At 67.2% G+C, this 19,117-nt stretch carries 22 protein-coding genes and 1 tRNA gene; 9 read left to right on the top strand and 14 right to left on the bottom strand.

The features are described from left to right. The first annotated feature begins 3 nt into the window (after positions 1–3). Positions 4–159: a hypothetical protein gene (locus tag T8T21_RS03415; protein WP_322336805.1), complete on the top strand. Its 156-nt coding sequence runs from the start codon at positions 4–6 to the stop codon at positions 157–159. Beyond that, a complete protein-coding gene (locus T8T21_RS03410) occupies positions 156–656 on the top strand; it encodes a c-type cytochrome (protein WP_322336804.1) in 501 nt (166 codons plus the stop codon). The genes T8T21_RS03415 and T8T21_RS03410 overlap by 4 nt, the downstream gene beginning before the upstream one ends. A 269-nt stretch (positions 657–925) precedes the next feature. Here the strand turns inward: T8T21_RS03410 and T8T21_RS03405 are convergent. From T8T21_RS03405 to iscR, 10 genes are all read right to left on the bottom strand, one after another. Then, positions 926–1,002, bottom strand: a tRNA-Arg gene (locus T8T21_RS03405). A gap of 68 nt (positions 1,003–1,070) precedes the next feature. Further along, entirely contained in the window at positions 1,071–2,291 is a 1,221-nt protein-coding gene (locus tag T8T21_RS03400) for a cysteine desulfurase (protein ID WP_183469018.1), read from the bottom strand. Then, a complete protein-coding gene (locus tag T8T21_RS03395; protein WP_322336803.1) occupies positions 2,284–2,880 on the bottom strand; it encodes a YIP1 family protein in 597 nt (198 codons plus the stop codon). Before T8T21_RS03395 ends, T8T21_RS03400 begins: the two co-directional genes overlap by 8 nt. 1 nt (position 2,881) lies before the next feature. Next, positions 2,882–3,367 carry a hypothetical protein gene (locus T8T21_RS03390; protein ID WP_322336802.1) on the bottom strand — a complete coding sequence of 162 codons (486 nt, stop codon included), beginning with the start codon at positions 3,365–3,367 and terminating at the stop codon, positions 2,882–2,884. 1 nt (position 3,368) lies between these two features. Then, positions 3,369–4,652 (bottom strand): Fe-S cluster assembly protein SufD, encoded by a 1,284-nt coding sequence (gene sufD, locus T8T21_RS03385; protein WP_322336801.1) that lies wholly within the window; start codon positions 4,650–4,652, stop codon positions 3,369–3,371. Next, the gene (gene sufC / locus T8T21_RS03380) at positions 4,652–5,407 is read right to left on the bottom strand and encodes a Fe-S cluster assembly ATPase SufC (RefSeq protein WP_322336800.1); all 756 of its coding nucleotides are present in this window, start codon (positions 5,405–5,407) and stop codon (positions 4,652–4,654) included. Before sufC ends, sufD begins: the two co-directional genes overlap by 1 nt. Positions 5,408–5,424: 17 nt before the next feature. Beyond that, on the bottom strand, positions 5,425–6,018 hold the full coding sequence (locus T8T21_RS03375) for a hypothetical protein (RefSeq protein ID WP_183469008.1): 594 nt from the start codon (positions 6,016–6,018) through the stop codon (positions 5,425–5,427). After that, positions 6,018–7,556 (bottom strand): Fe-S cluster assembly protein SufB, encoded by a 1,539-nt coding sequence (sufB, locus tag T8T21_RS03370; protein ID WP_183469006.1) that lies wholly within the window; start codon positions 7,554–7,556, stop codon positions 6,018–6,020. Before sufB ends, T8T21_RS03375 begins: the two co-directional genes overlap by 1 nt. Before the next feature lie 19 nt (positions 7,557–7,575). Next, positions 7,576–8,619, bottom strand: coding sequence for a cysteine desulfurase family protein (locus T8T21_RS03365; protein WP_322336799.1), 1,044 nt, complete (start codon positions 8,617–8,619; stop codon positions 7,576–7,578). After that, positions 8,616–9,074 carry a Fe-S cluster assembly transcriptional regulator IscR gene (gene iscR / locus T8T21_RS03360; RefSeq protein ID WP_183469002.1) on the bottom strand — a complete coding sequence of 153 codons (459 nt, stop codon included), beginning with the start codon at positions 9,072–9,074 and terminating at the stop codon, positions 8,616–8,618. The genes T8T21_RS03365 and iscR overlap by 4 nt, the downstream gene beginning before the upstream one ends. 181 nt (positions 9,075–9,255) lie before the next feature. Between iscR and T8T21_RS03355 the strand changes: the two genes are divergently transcribed. Next, complete coding sequence (locus T8T21_RS03355; protein WP_183469000.1) at positions 9,256–9,909, top strand: alpha/beta hydrolase; 654 nt, start codon at positions 9,256–9,258, stop codon at positions 9,907–9,909. Continuing rightward, the gene (locus T8T21_RS03350) at positions 9,906–10,499 is read left to right on the top strand and encodes an HD domain-containing protein (protein ID WP_322336798.1); all 594 of its coding nucleotides are present in this window, start codon (positions 9,906–9,908) and stop codon (positions 10,497–10,499) included. Before T8T21_RS03355 ends, T8T21_RS03350 begins: the two co-directional genes overlap by 4 nt. 36 nt (positions 10,500–10,535) lie before the next feature. Here the strand turns inward: T8T21_RS03350 and T8T21_RS03345 are convergent, their stop codons facing one another. Continuing rightward, a complete protein-coding gene (locus T8T21_RS03345; RefSeq protein WP_322336797.1) occupies positions 10,536–10,931 on the bottom strand; it encodes a DUF4112 domain-containing protein in 396 nt (131 codons plus the stop codon). Between the two features lie 136 nt (positions 10,932–11,067). Between T8T21_RS03345 and T8T21_RS03340 the strand changes: the two genes are divergently transcribed. Genes T8T21_RS03340 through typA form a run of 5 tightly spaced genes read left to right on the top strand, consistent with a single transcriptional unit; the run spans position 11,068 to position 15,557 of the window. Next, a complete protein-coding gene (locus tag T8T21_RS03340; protein ID WP_183468996.1) occupies positions 11,068–12,279 on the top strand; it encodes an NADP-dependent isocitrate dehydrogenase in 1,212 nt (403 codons plus the stop codon). 14 nt (positions 12,280–12,293) lie between these two features. Beyond that, the gene (locus T8T21_RS03335; RefSeq protein ID WP_322336796.1) at positions 12,294–12,626 is read left to right on the top strand and encodes a hypothetical protein; all 333 of its coding nucleotides are present in this window, start codon (positions 12,294–12,296) and stop codon (positions 12,624–12,626) included. Between the two features lie 40 nt (positions 12,627–12,666). Further along, on the top strand, positions 12,667–13,278 hold the full coding sequence (locus T8T21_RS03330) for a YitT family protein (protein WP_183468992.1): 612 nt from the start codon (positions 12,667–12,669) through the stop codon (positions 13,276–13,278). Positions 13,279–13,289: 11 nt separating this feature from the next. Next, positions 13,290–13,685 carry a DMT family transporter gene (locus tag T8T21_RS03325; protein ID WP_183468991.1) on the top strand — a complete coding sequence of 132 codons (396 nt, stop codon included), beginning with the start codon at positions 13,290–13,292 and terminating at the stop codon, positions 13,683–13,685. Positions 13,686–13,739: 54 nt separating this feature from the next. Continuing rightward, positions 13,740–15,557: a translational GTPase TypA gene (gene typA / locus T8T21_RS03320; RefSeq protein WP_322336795.1), complete on the top strand. Its 1,818-nt coding sequence runs from the start codon at positions 13,740–13,742 to the stop codon at positions 15,555–15,557. 68 nt (positions 15,558–15,625) lie between these two features. Here the strand turns inward: typA and T8T21_RS03315 are convergent, their stop codons facing one another. The 3 genes from T8T21_RS03315 to alaS all read right to left on the bottom strand — a co-directional run bounded on the left by T8T21_RS03315 (position 15,626) and on the right by alaS (position 19,052). Next, the gene (locus T8T21_RS03315; protein ID WP_407660103.1) at positions 15,626–15,997 is read right to left on the bottom strand and encodes an MOSC domain-containing protein; all 372 of its coding nucleotides are present in this window, start codon (positions 15,995–15,997) and stop codon (positions 15,626–15,628) included. 98 nt (positions 15,998–16,095) lie between these two features. Next, positions 16,096–16,380 (bottom strand): DUF1330 domain-containing protein, encoded by a 285-nt coding sequence (locus T8T21_RS03310; protein ID WP_183468987.1) that lies wholly within the window; start codon positions 16,378–16,380, stop codon positions 16,096–16,098. After that, a complete protein-coding gene (gene alaS / locus T8T21_RS03305) occupies positions 16,377–19,052 on the bottom strand; it encodes an alanine--tRNA ligase (protein WP_322336794.1) in 2,676 nt (891 codons plus the stop codon). Before alaS ends, T8T21_RS03310 begins: the two co-directional genes overlap by 4 nt. Between the last annotated feature and the right edge of the window lie 65 nt (positions 19,053–19,117).

Below are 19,117 nucleotides of genomic sequence, written 5' to 3'. Positions count from 1 at the left end.
TGCATGGAAGGAATGATGTCGATGATGGACGGATCGATGATGAACGGACCGATGATGGGCGCCATGATGGCCGGAGGTGGCCTCGTGATGGTACTGATACTCGTGCTGCTCGTGCTGGGCGTGGCGGCACTGATCAAGTTCCTGAGGAGCGCGCGATGAAACAGAAGCTGGCCATCACCGCCGGCGCGGGCCTGCTCGGCGCCGCGGCGATCGCGGCGGTGGCGCAGGGCCTGATCGACGATGCCACGACACCGACTACAGATATCGCAGGGCTCTCCATCCTCGGAGAGCCCGTCACGCCCGAAATAGTCGAGCGGGGGGACGCGGTCTATGCCGAGAATTGCGCCGCCTGCCATGGCGCGCAGCTTGAGGGTCAGCCCGATTGGCGCCGTCGGACCGAAGACGGGCGCATGCCCGCCCCGCCGCACGACGAGAGCGGACACACCTGGCACCATGCCGACCGCGACCTCTTCACCATCACCAAGCACGGCCTCGGGGCGATCGTGCCCGGCTACGAGAGCGACATGCCTGCCTTCGCGGAGGTGCTGAGCGACGCGGACATCAAGGCGGTGCTGGCCTTCATAAAGACCAGCTGGCCCGAGCGCGAGCGGGACTTTCAGGCCGAAGTCTCGGCCGGGGCCGCAGGTAAGAAGTAAGGACGAGGTCGTCGTCTATTGCCCATGGAGGCTGATACCTCTTGGAAGCCTCAGGGCCCGGCCGCCGATGGCAGGAGTAATCAACGGAGGCCGATGAACCGGCCTCCCCCCTAAGGGGCAAGCCAAGCCTCAAACATCGAGGCGATCAAGCGGGCCCACTGGCATCTGAGCCCCTCCGATCATCAGTCCGTTCTGGACGTGATGGAGCGAAACCCGGGACGAAACCGGGCCGGGTCGAATGCTGCGATGTGAGGAAATGCCAATGTTAATGGCGCACCCGAGAGGATTCGAACCTCTGGCCTCTGCCTTCGGAGGGCAGCGCTCTATCCAGCTGAGCTACGGGTGCCTGAGCGCCGGGATAGGCGAAAGATCGGGCGGGCGCAACGGCTTTTCGCGCCCGCCCCCGCGTCAATTTCAGCCGAACAGGTCGTGGCACAGTTCCAGCGCCTCGACCAGCCGGTCGACCTCCGCCGGAGTGTTGTAGAGCCCGAACGACGCGCGGCAGGTGGCGCCCACGCCCAGATGCTGCATCAGCGGCATCGCGCAATGCGTGCCGGCGCGCACGGCGATCCCCTTCTTGTCGAGCACGGTCGAGATGTCGTGCGCATGCGCGCCGCCCTCGATGGTGAAAGAGAAGATCGCCCCCTTGCCCGCCGAGCGGCCCTGCAGGTTCAGCCAGTTCAGTCCGCCGAGCCGCGCGACCGCGTGATCGCGCAAGGAGCGCTCATGCGCGGCGATGGCCTCCATGCCGAGATCCATCATCCAGTCGATCGCCACGCCCATGCCGATGGTCGAGACGATCGAGGGCGTGCCCGCCTCGAACTTCATCGGCGGCACGTTGTAGGTGATCTCGTCGCGGGTCACCTGGTCGATCATGTCGCCGCCGCCCATGAAGGGGCGCATCTCGGCCATGCGCTCGCGCTTCACGAAGATCGCGCCCGATCCCGAGGGGCCGTAGAGCTTGTGCCCGGTGATCGCGTAGAAGTCGCAGCCGATCTCCTGCACGTCGACCGGCTGGTGCACCGCCGCCTGGCTGCCATCGACCAGCACCGGCACGCCCTTTGCGCGAGCGCCGTCGCAGATCGCCTTCACGTCGACCACCGTGCCGAGCACGTTCGACATGTGGGTGACCGCGACGAGCTTGGTCTTCGGACCGATCGCGTCGATCACCGCCTGCGGGTCGAGATCGCCATTGGCGTCGGTCTCCACCCACTTGATCACCACGCCCTGCCGCTCGCGCAGGAAGTGCCACGGCACGATGTTGGCGTGATGCTCCATGATCGACAGCACGATCTCGTCGCCGGCCTCCATGCGCGGCATGGCCCAGCCATAGGCGATCATGTTGATCCCCTCGGTGGTGCCGGTGTTGAAGACGATCTCGTCCTGGCTGGGCGCGTTGAGAAAGCGGCGGACCACCTCGCGCACGCCCTCGTATTTCTCGGTGGCGATGGTCGAGAGCGTGTGCAGGCCGCGATGGACGTTGGAGTATTCTTCGGCATAGCCGCGGGTGATCGCGTCGATCACCACCTGCGGCTTCTGCGCCGAGGCGCCATTGTCGAGATAGACCAGCGGCTTGCCGTTGATCTCGCGCGACAGGATCGGGAACTGCGCCCGGACCTGATCGATGTCATACATGGGGCATTCCTCCCTGGGCGCCGAGCCCGGTGAGCGCCAACAGCATCGCGAGACCGGCCCCGATGGCGATGAAGGCGATGAAGAGCGTGACCAGGGCGCGGCCGACGCCGTTGAACCCGTGCAACGCCTGGATGAAACGCGTGAGGCACCAGAACAGCCAGAACAGACCGGCGAGCCCGACGAGCCCGCCCAGCGGCGGCAGCACCAGGATCAGCACGCCTTGGACGAGGCGCAGCGCCATCGCCAGCACTTCCAGCCAGACGATGAGGGTCAGCGCCGGCACGAAGCGCCCGGTTCCGCCCAGGAGCCGGCCCGCACCGGCGACACCTGCCGCCAGCAGAACCAGCGACACGCCGAGCAGGCCGGCATAGCCGAAGGGGGTCAGGCCGAAGCCCGCGCCGGTCGCCTCGACCGGCATCATCGGCATGGCGCCCTGCACCAGTGCGGTCAGAACCACGCTCAGGCAGACGACGAGGGTCAGGGCCTGCCAAGTGGCGGTGCGTCCGGGCCATGTCACCAGCAAACGGCTGGCGGCGTCACCCGGCGCGCGCAGGCTCAGCCGCAATAGATCAGTCAGATAGGTCCACATCTCAGCCCCGCCGCTCCAGCGCCGCGCGAAGCCCTTGCGCCCAGAACAGGAAGAACGCCGCGAGCCAGACCGCGCCGACCAGTCGGCTGGCCGCATCGGCGCCGTTGAACCCCGTCTGCAGACCGTAGAGCAGCCCTGCCGGGGTGGCCGCGAGAAAGGCCCAGAACAGCGCCAGCCGCGAGGCATAGGCGGTGATCGAGCGTCGCACGATCCGCAGCATCAGCCAGCTCAGCCCGGCCAGCGCGTAGAAGGCGAGCGGCCAGACGAAGATCCAGGCGAGCAATTCATAGGCGAGGAGCCGGGCCAGCTCGTCGCCGGTCTCATGCGCCACCCGCGCCAGCCGCGGCCACTGCGCCACGAAGACCAGGCCACAGCCCGCCATCAGGATGGCGATGGCCCGATCCTCGCGCCGCCCCTGCGCCAGCAGGTCGGCCACGACCTGGCGGGGGTGCCGCCAGGTCCTCAGAATGTCCGAGGACACCGCCATCTCAGCGGCGCCGTTCGAGCCAGCCGGCCAGCTGCCCGCGCAGCGTCTCGGCGAGCCCCTCGTCCTCGATCTCGGCCAGCGCCTCGGCGACGAAGGCCAGCACCAGCAGATCCTGGGCCTTGTCCTCGGGGATGCCGCGCGACTTCAGGTAGAACAGCGCCGTCTCGTCGATGGCGCCCGAGGTCGAGCCGTGGCTGCACTGCACGTCGTCGGCGTAGATCTCCAGCTCCGGCTTGGCGAGGAAGTTGGCGTCCTCGTCCAGGAGCAGCGACTGGCTGATCTGGTAGCCATCGGTCTTCTGCGCGTCGGGCTCGACCAGGATCTTGCCCTGGAACACGCCAGTGGCACCGTTCCGCAGCACCTTCTTGAAAACCTGACGGCTCTCGCAGTTCACCGCGTCATGGGTGATGAACACCGTGTCGTCGTGGTGGAAGTCGCGCCCGTCGCCGAGCGCGGCCCCGGCCACATGCGCCACCGCGTCATCGCCCTTGAGCGTGATGATTACCTCGTTGCGGGTCATCATGCCGTTGAGCGACAGCGTGAAGCTCTTGAACACGCTTTCCTCGCCCAGACGCGCAAAGACATGGGTGGCGGCGCGGCGCTCGTGATCGCGGCCCTGCATCCGCACGTGGTGGAACGTGCCGCGATCCGCGATGTCCACTTCCATGCCGGTGTTGAGCCGCGCGGCGCCGACGCCGCTTTCGAGCAGCGTCAGCTCGGCGCCATCCTCGACCCGCACCATGTGGCGCAGCACCGCCTCGGCCCGATCGTCCGAGCGGCGATAGTCGAGATGGACCGGCTTCGACACTTTGCCGGTCGCGCGCAGGACGATGCCGTCCTCGGCGAAGGCGGTGTTGAAGGTCGCGAAGGGACGGTCGACCCGGTTCTGGCCGGCCGTCTCAAGAACGCCGAGCAAGCCCTTGATCCAATGGATATCCTTGGTCACGGCATCGGCGTAGCGCTCGATCTCGAGGTTCTCCTGCGCGAGATCGTCGGAGGCCTCGGCATCGAACACGCCGTCGGTGAAGACGACGCGCAGCACCTCGGTGTCGTCGAAGCCCGGCGCGTCGAGGGCGATCTCGGCCCGCGGCGTCTCGGGGGCGAGGAACTCGGCCGGGCTGGTGAAGCGCCAGTACTCGTCGCGGCGTTGGGGCAGCCCCATGCCGGTCAGGCGGTTGAGCGCGTCCTGACGGGCCTCGCGGGCCCAGGAGGCGCCGCCCTCAGGCAGCGGCAGCCCGGCGAGCCGCGCCTCGGTGGCGTCGGATTTCGCTTTTGCCAGCGCCATTACTGCACCTCGTCCATCAGGTCGGCATAGCCGTTCTTCTCGACCTCGAGCGCCAGCTCGGGGCCGCCGGTCTTCACGATGCGGCCGTTCGCCATGATGTGCACGACGTCGGGCGTGATGTGGTCGAGCAGGCGCTGGTAGTGGGTGATGACCAGGAAGCTCCGGCCGGCATCGCGCAGCGCGTTCACACCATCCGAGACCAGCTTCATCGCGTCGACGTCGAGGCCGGAATCGGTCTCGTCGAGGATGCACATCTTCGGCTCGAGCACCGCCATCTGCAGGATCTCGTTGCGCTTCTTCTCGCCGCCGGAGAAGCCGACATTGACGGGACGCTTGAGCATCTCGGCGTCGATCTTCAGGTCCTTGGCCTTCTCGCGCACCAGCTTGAGGAATTCGGCGGCCGAGACCTCGTCCTCGCCGCGGGCCTTGCGCTGCGCGTTGTAGGCGGTGCGCAGGAAGGTCATGTTGCCGACGCCGGGGATCTCGACCGGGTACTGGAACGCCAGGAACAGGCCGGCGGCGGCGCGCTCCTCGGGCTCCATGTCCAGAAGGTCGACGCCTTCCAGCTCGGCCGAGCCCTCGGTCACTTCGTAGCCGTCGCGGCCCGACAGCACGTAGGACAGCGTCGACTTGCCGGAGCCGTTCGGCCCCATGATCGCATGCACCTGGCCCGCGCCGACCTCGAGGTCGACACCCTTCAGGATCTGCTTGTCCTCTTCTTCAAGTTTGACCTTCAGGCCGCTGATCTTGAGCATGTTTTTCTCCTTCCGCATCACTTCCTGCGGGTAAATGTCTCGAGGATCCAGGTCAGGTCGCCTGCCGGGATCGGTGTGGGTTCGAGGGCGAATTCGGCCATCCGGCCATGCATCGCCACCGGGGCGCCGTAGCGTTCGACCTCGTGGTAGATCGGACGTCCGGCATAATCGTCGAAGAACAGCCGCACCGGACGCGTGATCCGGAACAGCGTGGCAAGGAAGCAGCCGGCGCGGAACCGCCCGTCCACCAGCACCACGTCGGGATGGACGAAATCGTCGCGATCCCAGACCGAGGCCGGATAGCGGTGAAACCGCCGCCAGGTCGCGGCCTCGTCCGCCGGCTGGCCCCACTTTCCAGTGGGACCGATATCGGCGTGGTGCAGATGCACCCGGGCCTCGGGCGGGCTGGCCTCGAACCAGCGGTTCAGCCGGGCGATGAAGCCGCGATCGCTTTCGACCGCGAACACCGTCCGACCCGGCAGCAGCGCCGCCATCGCGGTCGAGCCGCCGGCGCCGTATTCGAGGATCGTGGTCGCACCCTCATAGGCCGTGCCAAGGGCACGGGCCTCCGCCTCCGGAAAGGCGAAGTCCGGGGGCGCGACCTGATCCATCAGCCGACCGAGCCTTCGAGCGAGATCGCGACGAGGCTCTGGGCTTCCATGGCGAATTCCATCGGCAGCGCCTGCAGCACCTCCTTGCAGAAGCCGTTGACCACGAGGGCCACCGCCTCCTCCTCGTCCATGCCGCGCTGGCGGCAGTAGAACAGCTGCTCGTCATCGACCTTCGAGGTGGTCGCCTCGTGCTCGACGCGCGACGAGTTGTTCTTGACCTCGATGTAAGGGACGGTGTGCGCCCCGCATTTGTCGCCGATCAGAAGGCTGTCGCACTGGGTGTAGTTGCGGCTTTCCTTGGCCTTGGGGTGCATCGAGACGAGGCCGCGATAGGTGTTCTGCGCCTGGCCGGCCGAAATGCCCTTGGAGACGATGCGCGACTTGGTGCGCTTGCCCAGATGGACCATCTTGGTGCCGGTGTCGGCCTGCTGGTGGTTGTTGGCGATTGCGATCGAGTAGAATTCGCCTTGGCTGTCGTCGCCGCGCAGGATGCAGGACGGGTACTTCCAGGTCACGGCGGAGCCGGTCTCGACCTGGGTCCACATCACCTTGGCCCGGTCACCGCGGCAATCGGCGCGCTTGGTGACGAAGTTGTAGATGCCGCCCTTGCCGTTCTCGTCGCCCGGATACCAGTTCTGCACCGTGGAGTATTTAACCTCGGCGTCTTCCTCGACGATGATCTCGACCACGGCGGCGTGCAGCTGCGCGGTGTCGCGCTTGGGCGCGGTGCAGCCTTCGAGGTAGCTCACATAGGAGCCCTTGTCGGCGATGATCAGCGTCCGCTCGAACTGGCCGGTGTTCTCGGCGTTGATGCGGAAATAGGTCGACAGCTCCATCGGGCAGCGCACGCCCGGCGGCACGTAGACGAAGGAGCCGTCGGAGAACACGGCCGAGTTCAGCGTGGCGTAGAAGTTGTCGGACTGCGGCACCACGGTGCCGAGATACTTCTTCACCAGCTCGGGATGCTCGCGGATCGCCTCGGAGATCGAGCAGAAGATCACGCCCGCCTTCTCCAGCTCCTTCTGGAAGGTGGTGCCGACGGAGACGGAGTCGAACACCGCGTCCACGGCGACCTTGCGCTCGCCATCGGCGGGTGCGGCGTTCTCGGCCCCCTCGACACCGGCGAGGATCATCTGCTCTTTCAGCGGAATGCCGAGCTTCTTGTAGGTCTCCAACAGCTTCGGATCGACCTCGTCGAGCGATTTCGGCTTCGTTTCCATGCTCTTGGGGCGAGCATAGTAGAAGATGTCCTGGAAATCGATCTTGGGGTAGTTGACCATCGCCCAGTTCGGCTCGTCGAGCTTTTCCCAGCGCGCGAAGGCCTGCAGACGCCATTCGGTCATCCACTCGGGCTCTTCGTTCTTGTCCGAGATCAGACGCACGATGTCGGGATTCACGCCCTTGGGCGCGTAGTCCATCTCGATCTCGGTGTTCCAGCCGTGCTTGTAGGCACCCGACAGCTTCGCCACGGCATCGACAGTCTCCTGATCGACGCCTTCCTTGGCTTCCTTGGTCATGTCCTGCTCGAGGATCGCCATGACGGTCTCCTTTTCCACCTCACGCCGCGCGGGCGCGCATTTTTCCGTAAGCCGAGGCCCAGGCTTGCGCGAAGCGCGTCACCTCCTCCTCGGTCGTCTCCAGTCCGAGCGACACGCGGATCGCCGATCGCGCCGTCTCCTCGTCATGTCCCATCGCGGTCAGCACCCGGCTGGCGCGGACCTTGCCGCTCGAGCAGGCCGACCCGGCCGAGATCGCGATGCCGGCGAGGTCCATCGCCATCACCTGCGTCTCGCCCTTCCAGCCCCGCGCTGCAAAGCAGCTCGTGTTGGGCAGCCGCGCGGCATCCCTGCCCGCGAAGATAAGATCTGGCGCGGCGTTTTCCACCGCCTGCTCCATCATGTCACGCAGGCTTTCCACCCGCGCCCAGGCCCCGGCGTCGAGATCGCGCTGCGCCGCCTTGGCCGCCGCCGCCATGCCGGCCACGCCGATCACGTTCTCGGTGCCCGCGCGGCGGCCCATCTCCTGCCCGCCGCCGCGGATCCGTGCCGCGACCTCGGTGCCACGTTTCACGATCAGCGCGCCGACCCCCTTGGGGCCGCCGAACTTGTGCGCCGAAAGAATCGCCATGTCGAGCCCCGCCCAGTCGAAGGCAAAGGGGATGCGGCCAAAGCCTTGGGTGATGTCCGACACCGCGAGGCCCTGCGGCAAAGACTGGATCACGCCGGTCTCGGAATTGGCGAGCTGCAGCGTCGCGCGCGCAGGCTCGGGCACCGTCACCCGGCCCTGCCCGTCCACCGCGAGCGTGTCCGACACCCAGGCCGCCACGGCGTCGTGCTCGATCGCCGCGCCGTCGAGGCCGCGATCGCCAAGCGCCAGCGCCGCCGCTTCGGTCGCCCCCGAAACGAAGACGATATCGGCGGCCATCGCGCCCACCGCTTCGGCCAGATCGGCCCGGGCGCGCTCGACGATCGCCTTGGCCGCCCGGCCCTCGGCATGGACCGAGGACGGGTTGCCGGTGACGTCCATCGCCGCGATCATCGCGTCGCGGGCCTCGCGCCGCAGCGGCGCGGTCGCGTTGTGATCGAGATAGATCCGGCTCATTCGTCCACCACCTGAAACAGCGAGGGCACCGCCGGGCAAGGCGCCAGAGCGTTGCCGGTCACGTCAGACAGCCGGGTCTGGTGCAGGAACACATAGACATGCGCCGACAGCCCCTCCCACAACCGGTTGGTGAGCGATTGCGCCCGGCTGCCGGAGGCACCGCCCGAGACGCCGGCCCCCTTGTGCATCGCGCTTACCGTCTCGTCGACGGCGCCGAGGATCTCGGCCACGCGGATTTCGGAGGCCGGCCGCGCGAGGCGATAGCCGCCGCCCGGACCGCGCACGCTTTCGACCAGACCGTCGCGGCGGAGCTTGACGAAGAGCTGCTCGAGATAGGGCAGCGAGATGTCTTGACGCTTGGAGATCTCGCCCAGCGTCACCAGCCGCTCGGCGGGCTGCAAGGCCAGATCGGCCAGCGCCACCATGGCATAGCGCCCCTTGGTCGACAGCTTCATTGCGTTTCTGCTCCGCTTTGGCGCCCAGCCGAGGGGCCATTCTCATTGACGCCGCAAAGGGGGCTGGTTAACTCCCTGACAGCCGCTCCGCAGCCGGTCTCGCGGAGTTAGAACCGTTCTAAGGTGTCCGATGGTTTCTGTCAAGAAACTGTCATGGACATCACAGCCGCAAGGGACGCCCATGCCCGAAGTCATCTTCCCCGGCCCCGAGGGCCGGCTCGAAGGCCGCTACCACCCGCAAAAGGACCGCGACGCCCCGATCGCCATCGTGCTGCACCCGCACCCGCAATTCGGCGGCACCATGAACAACCGGGTGGTCTACAACCTGCACTACGCCTTCTACGAGATGGGCTTCACGGTGCTGCGCTTCAACTTCCGGGGCGTCGGCCGCAGCCAGGGCGAATACGACCAAGGCGTGGGCGAGTTGTCCGACGCCGCGTCGGCGCTCGACTACCTGCAGTCGATGAACAACAACGCCAAGCATTGCTGGGTCGCGGGCTTCTCCTTCGGCGCCTGGATCGGGATGCAGCTGCTGATGCGCCGCCCCGAGATCACCGGCTTCGTTTCGGTGGCGCCGCTGGCCAACATGTACGACTTCTCCTTCCTCGCGCCCTGCCCCTCTTCGGGTCTGATCATCAACGGCTCGGCCGACCGCGTCGCGCCGCCCGCCGACACGGTCGGGCTGGTCAACAAGCTGCACGAGCAGAAAGGCATCACCATCACCCACGAAGTCGTCGATGGCGCCGGGCACTTCTTCGAAGACCCGCACATGGACACGCTGATCGGCTCGGTGAAGGGCTATGTCGGGCGCAGGCTGACCGAGAACACCCGGTGACCGTGCCGGGCGGCCCGACCCGGCTCGATGCGCAGCTGGCCTTCCTCGCGGAGGCCGACCGGCTCAAGTCGGTGCTGCGCGCCACCACGCTGCACGACGCCTCGCGGCGCGAGAATTCGGCCGAGCACAGCTGGCACGTCATGCTGCACGCGCTGGTGCTGGCCGAGCACGCGGCGCGGCCGGTCGACATTTCCCGCGTGCTGACCATGCTGCTGCTGCACGACCTGGTCGAGATCGACGCCGGCGACGCGCCGATCCATGGCGATCACGACCCGGCCGAGCAGGAAGCCAAGGAGCAGGCCGCCGCCGACCGCATCTTCGGCCTGCTGCCCGTCGACCAGCGGGAGGCGCTGCGCGCCATCTGGGAAGAGTTCGAGGCGGCCGAAAGCGACGACGCGGTCTTTGCCAAGTCGATCGACCGGGTGCAGCCGGTGCTGTCCAACCTCGAGGCCGGCGGCGGCACCTGGCCCGAATACAAGGTCACGCCGGAGCAGCTCGAAACCCGCGTCGGCACCAAGGTGGCGCGCGGCGCGCCTGCCCTCTGGACCGGGCTGAAATCCCGCATCGACGCCTGGTTCGCGGCAAACTGACTTCGGGGCAGTAGCCCCGACGGGTGCAGGTGTGCCTCAGCGGCGCGGCGGGGTGACGTCGCGAATCCCCGTGGCCGCTTCCTGCTCCAGATGCTCGCGCAGGATCGCGGCGTTGCGCAAGTTTGCCTTGAAGCCGAAATCCACCAGATCGCCGACCACTGGGATGGAGCCCACCACGTAGTCGACCCCGGTATTCACGGCCATCCGGCCGATCTTGCTCTTGGGCAGGCCGAGCTGATGCGCGCGCCAGACCAGCCAGGCCGAGGGCGCAAGCGCGACCGTATCGCCGATCCCGGGGATCAGCCCCAGCAGGCTGTCATAGCCGAAGCGAAAGCCGAACAGCCGGAACCGCGCATCCATCAGATGCGCCAGCCGGTCGAGACGGGCCAGTTCCTCGGCGTGGCGGGTGACGCCGGTGGTATCCTTGGGCATGGGCGGGCTCCTTTCGCGGCCCCAACCCGCGAGACCGGCGGAAGTTCGGCCGTATACCAGTGTATGCCGTCTTCCAAACCGTCTCGGAACGCGCTATGCCGCGCGGCGAGACAGTGCAACAAACGCGGAGGCCCCCGTGACCAAGATCAAAGTCGAAAATCCGGTCGTCGAGCTCGACGGCGACGAGATGACCCGGATCATCTGGGACTTCATCAAGCAGAAGCTGATCCTGCCCTATCTCGACATCGACCTGAAATACTACGACCTCGGCATCGAGGCGCGCGACGAGACCGACGACCAGATCACGGTCGACGCGGCCGAGGCGATCAAGAAATACGGCGTCGGCGTCAAATGCGCGACGATCACCCCCGACGAGGCCCGCGTCGAGGAGTTCGGCCTGAAGCGGATGTACCGTTCGCCCAACGGCACGATCCGCAACATCCTCGGCGGCGTGATCTTCCGCGAGCCGATCATCTGCCGCAACGTGCCGCGTCTGGTGCCGGGCTGGACCCAGCCGATCGTCGTCGGCCGTCACGCCTTCGGTGACCAGTACCGCGCCACAGACTTCCGCTTCCCCGGCAAGGGCAAGCTGACGATCAAGTTCGTCGGCGAGGATGGCGAGACCATCGAGCACGAGGTGTTCCAGGCCCCCGGTGCCGGCGTCACCATGGCGATGTACAACCTCGACGATTCGATCCGCGATTTCGCTCGCGCCTCGATGAACTACGGCCTCGCCCGCGGCTGGCCGGTCTACCTGTCGACCAAGAACACGATCCTCAAGGCCTATGACGGCCGCTTCAAGGACCTGTTCCAGGAAGTCTTCGACAACGAGTTCGCCGAGGAGTTCAAGAAGAAGGGCATCACCTACGAGCACCGCCTGATCGACGACATGGTCGCCGCGGCGATGAAGTGGTCGGGCGGTTATGTCTGGGCCTGCAAGAACTACGATGGCGACGTGCAGTCCGACACTGTGGCGCAGGGCTTCGGCTCGCTTGGCCTGATGACCTCGCAGCTGATGACCCCGGACGGAAAGATCGTCGAGGCCGAGGCCGCGCACGGCACCGTGACGCGTCACTTCCGCCAGCACCAGCGTGGCGAGCAGACCTCGACCAACTCGATCGCGTCGATCTACGCCTGGACCGGCGGCCTCAAGCACCGCGCCAAGCTCGACGGTAACGACCAGCTGCTGAACTTCGCCGAGACGCTGGAGAAGGTCACCGTGCAGGCGGTCGAGGACGGTCACATGACCAAGGACCTCGCGCTGCTCGTCGGCCCCGATCAGAAGTGGCTCACCACCATGGGCTTCCTCGAGAAGATCGACGAGTACCTCAACAAGTCGCTCGCCTGAGCGCGATGCGCCTGATGCGCAAGATCAAGCTGATCGCGGCGGCCCTTCTCGGGGCCGCCGTTCTTCTGCCCGTGGCCCGCGACCGGCTCGGCCCCGAGCGGCTGCCGCTGGCCAATGACTGCATCTCGGCCGTGCAGACCAACCGCTGCGAGGCCGATCTCGTCGTGCAGGTCGGGGGTCTCGACCGCCGGATCTGGCTGGCACCTGGCGCGACGCTGCCGCGCGACGCCGAGCCGCCCTTCCACGCCTGCAAGATCCCGAACCTGCCCGCGCGATTGCCGCATGCATGGGTGCCGGGGCTGACCCGCTGGGGGTGCGAACTGCCGCCACGGCTCAGGGGCGATTGAGCCACTGGACAGGTCAACAATACTGTCCTAGATGGCGTCCATGCGCCGTGCCTCCACCCCCACCCGCCATTCGCTGATCGAAGACGTCCAGGGGCTGGGCATCGGGGTCTTTGCCTGCGCCATCGGGCTGACGGTGCTGACCCATGTCGGGCTGATCACCGGCCAGACTGCCGGCGTCGCTGTGATCATCTCCTACCTGACCAACTGGTCCTTCGGGGCGGTGTTCTTCGTCATCAACCTGCCCTTCTACGTGCTGGCATGGTTCCGGCTCGGCTCGGAGTTCACGCTCAAGTCGATCATTTCGGTGACGGCGCTGTCGCTGCTGACCGAGTTCCTGCCCGGGCATTTCGTCATCGCGCGCCTCGACACCTGGCTCGGGGCGCTGATCTTCGGCGTCTTCACCGGGCTCGGCCTGCTGGGCATGTTCCGCCACAACGGCAGCCTCGGCGGGCTGGGCATCGTCGCGCTGATCGTTCAGGATCGCCTCGGTTTCCGCGCGGGCTATGTGCAGCTATGTGCCGATGCGGTGATCTTCGCGACGGCGCTTCTTCTGTTCGACACGCCGGTCGTGCTGTGGTCGCTTCTGGGCGCCGTGATCCTCAACACGGTGATCGCGATCAACCACCGGCGGGACCGCTACGTCGCCACTTGAGGGGAGCCGACATGCCCTGGGTCATCCTGATGGTCGCCATCTTCGCCGAGACGATCGGCACCACCGCGCTGCATGCCAGCCGCCAGTTCACCCGCCCCGGCCCCTCGATCATCGCGGTGCTGGGCTACTGCCTGTCCTTCTACCTGCTGAGCCAGGCGCTCAGGGCGATCCCCGTGGGCGTGGCCTACGCGGTCTGGGCGGGGCTCGGGATCGTGCTGATCGCCGCCATCGGCTGGAGCCTTTTCGGCCAGAAGCTCGACGCGCCGGCGGTGCTGGGCATGGGGCTGATCCTCGCCGGCATCCTGGTCATCAACCTGTTCTCGGGCACCAGCCCGCACGACGTCCCTTCCGATCCCGCCGCGTCGGCGCATGACCGCCATGACGCCGCGCTGCGGCGAGAAGGGTAGCCATCGGCGCGTATCTGGTGTAGAGGCGCGCTGACCCCTGAAAGAGTGAATCGAATGGATATCCGCAACATCGCGATCATCGCGCACGTTGACCATGGCAAGACGACGCTGGTGGACGAGCTCCTGAAACAGTCCGGCGCCTTCCGCGAGAACCAGGCCGTCTCCGAGCGGGCCATGGACAGCAACGACATTGAGCGCGAGCGCGGTATCACCATTCTCGCCAAGGCGACCTCGGTCGAGTGGGGCAACACCCGGATCAACATCGTCGACACCCCCGGCCACGCCGATTTTGGCGGCGAGGTGGAGCGGATCCTGTCGATGGTCGACGGCGTGGTTCTCCTTGTCGATGCCGCCGAAGGCCCGATGCCGCAGACCAAGTTCGTGACCTCCAAGGCGCTGGCTCTGGGCCTGCGCCCGATCGTCGTGCTCAACAAGGTCGACAAGCCCGACGCCGAGCCCGACCGCGCGCTCGACGAATGCTTCGACCTGTTCGCCAATCTCGGCGCCGACGACCAGCAGCTCGACTTCCCGGCGATGTACGCCTCGGGCCGCTCCGGCTGGGCCGACATGGAGCTCGACGGGCCGCGCAAGGATCTCACCGCGCTGTTCGACCTGATCGTCAAGCACGTCCCCGCCCCCAAGCAGCAGGCCGCCAAGTCCGAGCCGTTCCGTATGCTCGCCACCACCCTGTCGGCCGACCCCTTCCTGGGCCGGATCCTGACGGGCCGGGTCGAGAGCGGCACGCTCAAGGCCGGCGAGACCGTGAAGGCGCTGTCGCGCAAGGGCGAGAAGCTCGAGCAGTTCCGCGTCTCCAAGATCCTCGCTTTCCGTGGCCTCGGCCAGCAGCCGATCGAGGTCGCCGAAGCCGGTGACATCGTGACCCTTGCCGGCATGTCCAAGGCGACCGTGGCCGACACGATCTGCGACCTCTCGGTCGAAGACGCGATCCCGGCCCAGCCGATCGATCCGCCGACCATCACTGTCACCTTCGGCATCAACGACAGCCCGCTGGCCGGTCGCGACGGCAAGAAGGTGCAGTCGCGCGTGATCCGCGAGCGCCTGCTCAAGGAAGCCGAGTCCAACGTCGCGATCCGCGTCGACGACACCCCGGGCGGCGAAGCCTTCGAAGTGTCGGGCCGTGGCGAACTGCAGATGGGCGTGCTGATCGAGAACATGCGCCGCGAGGGCTTCGAGCTGTCGATCTCGCGTCCGCAGGTGATCTTCAAGACCGAGGACGGCGTCCGGATGGAGCCGGTCGAGGAAGTCACCATCGACGTCGATGACGAGTACACCGGCGCCGTGGTCGAGAAGCTGACCGGCGCGCGCAAGGGCGACCTTGTCGAGATGAAGCCCGCCGGTGCCGGCAAGACCCGGATCATCGCGCATGTCCCGTCGCGCGGTCTGATCGGCTATCACGGCGAGTTCCTGACCGACACGCGCGGCTCGGGTGTGCTCAACCGGATCTTCCACGGCTGGACCCCGCACAAGGGCCCGATCCAGGGCCGTCGTCAGGGCGTGCTGATCTCGATGGAGAACGGCACCGCGGTGGCCTACGCGCTGTGGAACCTCGAGGATCGCGGCAAGATGTTCGTGCACCCGCAGGCCCCGGTCTATGAGGGCATGATCATCGGCGAGCACAGCCGTGACAACGATCTCGAGGTGAACCCGCTCAAGGGCAAGAAGCTCACCAACGTCCGTGCCTCGGGCACCGACGAAGCCGTGCGCCTGACGCCGCCGGTCGAGATGAGCCTCGAGCAGGCGATCGCCTATATCGACGATGACGAGCTGGTGGAGGTCACCCCGAACGCGGTGCGCCTGCGCAAGCGCTTCCTCGACCCGCATGAGCGCAAGCGGCAAGCCAAGGCGAGCTGATCGCCCCTGGCCTTGAATACGAAACGCCCGGTCGGAACGACCGGGCGTTTTTCGTTCCATCGGGGGACCTACTCCGGGATCACCTCGTCGCCGAGGGCGACCCGCCCCGGCTCGACCACTTCGCAACACCAGCCGCCATGGCCGCGCACCGCGTTGTAGCCGCCCGGCCCCAGCGCCGCCTCCATCCGCGAACAGGGTGCGCAGGGCACGGTGATGCGCAGCAACGCCGAACCGACGCGCAGCGACCGGTGCCGGGCGGCGATCAGGTTCAGATCTGAGACGACGATGTTGCGGCGCAGGGTTTCAGGCGCGATCGCGCCTGCCCCGACGAGAGCCGCGATGACGGGTAGATGCTCGGCTTGAATGAGCGTGACGGCGCGCTTGCCGGGGCGGGCATGGTCGCCCGCAAGCCCGGAAAGCTCGATATCGGCGGCGTCCACGGCCCGGAGTTCCGCGCGGCGCGCCGGGCGCAGGCCGATCCAGTCGACCCGGCCCGGGTGGGGAAACCGCCCCGTGAGACTGGCGACCGTCTCCAGCCTCAGAGCTCCTCGACGATCACCAGATCGCGTTCGGCGGCACCTTGGGCGTAGCTCAGCGCCTCTTGGTAGGCGGCCGAGTGGTAGCAGTCATGCGCCGCCTGAAGGCTCGGGAAACGCGCGACCACGTTGCGCGGCCGGTCGCGTCCCTCGAGCTGCTCATAGGTGCCGCCGCGCACCAGAAAGACGCCGCCGTGATCGGCGATCGCCCCGGTGGCGCGCTTGGCATACTCCATGTAGGCGGCCTCGTCGGTGACGCTCACATGGGCAATCCAGAGCGCGCTCATGCAACGCGCTCCAACGCCTGCGCGAGGACGCCCTCGGCGGCCTTGATCGCAGCCTCGGCGTTCTCGGCGCTCGCGGCGCCGCCCTGCGCCATGTCGGGACGGCCACCGCCGCCCTTGCCACCCAGCTCGGCCACGGCCGCGCGCAGCAGGTCGACGGCCGAGACCTTGTCCTTCAGGTCGTCGGTCACGCCCACGGCGACAGCGGCCTTGCCACCGGCATCGGCAATCAGCAGCACCGCGCCCGAGCCGATCTGCGCCTTGATCTGGTCGATCAGCGCGGGCAGGTCCTTGCCGGTCACCCCGTTGAGCACCTGGCCCTGATACTTCACGCCGGCGACCTCGACCGCCTGCGTGCCCGCACCGCCACCGCCGCCCATCGCCATCTCGCGCTTGAGCTGCGCCACCTCGTTGGCGAGGCGACGGCGCTCATCGGCCAGCGCCTTGACGCGGTCGAGAACCTCGGCCACCGGCGTCTTGAGGATCTGCGCCACCTCTGTGAGGGTCTGGCCCTGCTTGGCGAGATGCTTGAGTGCCTCGCGGCCGGTGAGCGCCTCGACCCGGCGCACGCCCGAGGAGGACGCGCTGTCGGACAGCAGGACGAAGGCGCCGATGTCGCCGGTCTGGCGGACATGGGTGCCGCCGCACAGCTCGATCGAATAGGTGGCCTGATCGTGGCCCTTGCCCGAACCGTCGAGCTTGCCCATCGACACGACCCGGACCTCGTCGCCGTATTTCTCGCCGAACAGCGCCTGCGCGCCGAGGCCGCGCGCCTCGTCCGGCGTCATCACCCGCGTTTCCACGGGGCTGTTCTGCCGGATCATGTCGTTGACCTCGTCCTCGATCTTCTCGATCTCCTCGGCGGTCAGCGCCGCGCCGTGGCTGAAGTCGAAGCGCAGCCGGTCATGCGCGTTGAGGGAGCCGCGCTGGACGACATGCTCGCCAAGCGCGCGGCGCAGCGCCTCGTTAAGCAGGTGCGTGGCCGAGTGGTTCGCGCGGATGCCGGTGCGGCGGTCGTGATCGACCTTCAGCTCGGCGCCCTGCCCCTTGCTCACATTGCCCTCGGTCACTTCGCCGACATGCACGAAGAGCCCGGCGATGCGGCGGCAGTCGGAGACGCGCACCAGCCCGCTCTCGGTGCGGATCGTGCCGGTGTCGCCGACCTGGCCACCGCTCTCGCCGTAGAACGGCGTCTGGTTCAGCACGAGCTGCACCTTGCGGCCGGCCTCGGCCTTGTCGAGCTGGTCGGCGCCGTCGAGGATGGCGAGGATCTGGCCCTCGGCCGCTTCGGTGTCATAGCCGAGGAACTCGGTCGCGCCGTGCTGATCCGCGAGATCGTACCAGTGGTTGGCATCGGCCACCTCGCCCGAGCCGGCCCAGGCCGCGCGGGCCTTGGCCTTCTGCTCGGCCATGGCCGCGTCGAAGCCGTCGGTATCGACCTTGCGGCCCTTTTCGCGCAGCGCGTCTTGGGTGAGGTCGAGCGGGAAGCCATAGGTATCGTAGAGCTTGAACGCCGCCTGACCAGGCAGCGCCGCACCTTCCGGCAGGCCGGCCAGCTCGTCGTCGAGCAGGCGCAGGCCGCGCTCCAGCGTCTGGCGGAAGCGGGTCTCCTCGGCGCGCAAGGTCTCTTCGATCAGCGCGCGAGCCTGGCCCAGCTCGGGATAGGCCGCGCCCATCTCGTTGACCAGAGCCGGGACGAGCCGGTGCATCAGCGGATCGCGGGCGCCGAGCAGATGCGCGTGGCGCATGGCGCGGCGCATGATCCGGCGCAGCACGTAGCCGCGCCCCTCGTTCGAGGGCATGACGCCGTCGGCGATCAGGAAGGAGGTCGAGCGCAGGTGGTCGGCGACCACGCGGTGATGCACGCGGCCGTTACCATCCGGATCGGACGAGGTCGCATGCGCCGAGGCCTCGATCAGCGAGCGCATCAGGTCGGTGTCGTAGTTGTCGTGCTTGCCCTGCAGCAGCGCGCCGATCCGCTCCAGCCCCATGCCGGTGTCGATCGACTGCTGGTCGAGGTCACGGCGGGTGCCGTCCTCGAACTGCTCGTACTGCATGAAGACGATGTTCCAGATCTCGATGAACCGGTCGCCATCCTCTTCCGGGCTGCCCGGAGGGCCGCCCCAGATCTCGGGGCCGTGGTCGTAGAAGATCTCCGAGCACGGGCCGCAGGGACCGGTCGGCCCCATCATCCAGAAATTGTCCGAAGTCGCGATGCGGATGATCCGCTCGTCGGGCAGGTTCGCGATCTTCTTCCACAGGTTCGCCGCCTCGTCATCGGTGTGGAACACCGTGACCAGCAGCTTGTCGGGGTTGAGCCCGAAATCCTTGGTCAGAAGCTCCCAGGAGTAGCGGATCGCCTCTTCCTTGAAGTAGTCGCCGAAGGAGAAGTTGCCCATCATCTCGAAGAAGGTGTGGTGCCGCGCGGTGTAGCCCACATTGTCGAGATCGTTGTGCTTGCCGCCGGCGCGCACGCATTTCTGCGCGGTGGTGGCGCGGCTGTAGTCGCGCGTCTCGACCCCGGTGAACAGGTTCTTGAACTGGACCATGCCCGAATTGGTGAACATCAGCGTCGGGTCGTTGCGCGGCACCAGCGGCGAGCTGGGCACCACGGCGTGGCCCTGCCGCCGGTAGAAATCCAGAAAGGTGGAGCGGATATCGGCGAGGCTGGTCATGTCGTCTCCTTCGGGTCGCGGCAGGCTCGTCCTATCCCCGGCCATGAGGCAGGTAAAGTCCCGCG

This window comes from Limimaricola variabilis (assembly GCF_034371605.1).
In the GTDB taxonomy this organism is placed as follows: Bacteria; Pseudomonadota; Alphaproteobacteria; order Rhodobacterales; family Rhodobacteraceae; genus Limimaricola; species Limimaricola variabilis.
The sequence above is the reverse complement of the archived record's forward strand: the minus strand, read 5'-3'. Positions and strand labels throughout refer to the sequence as shown.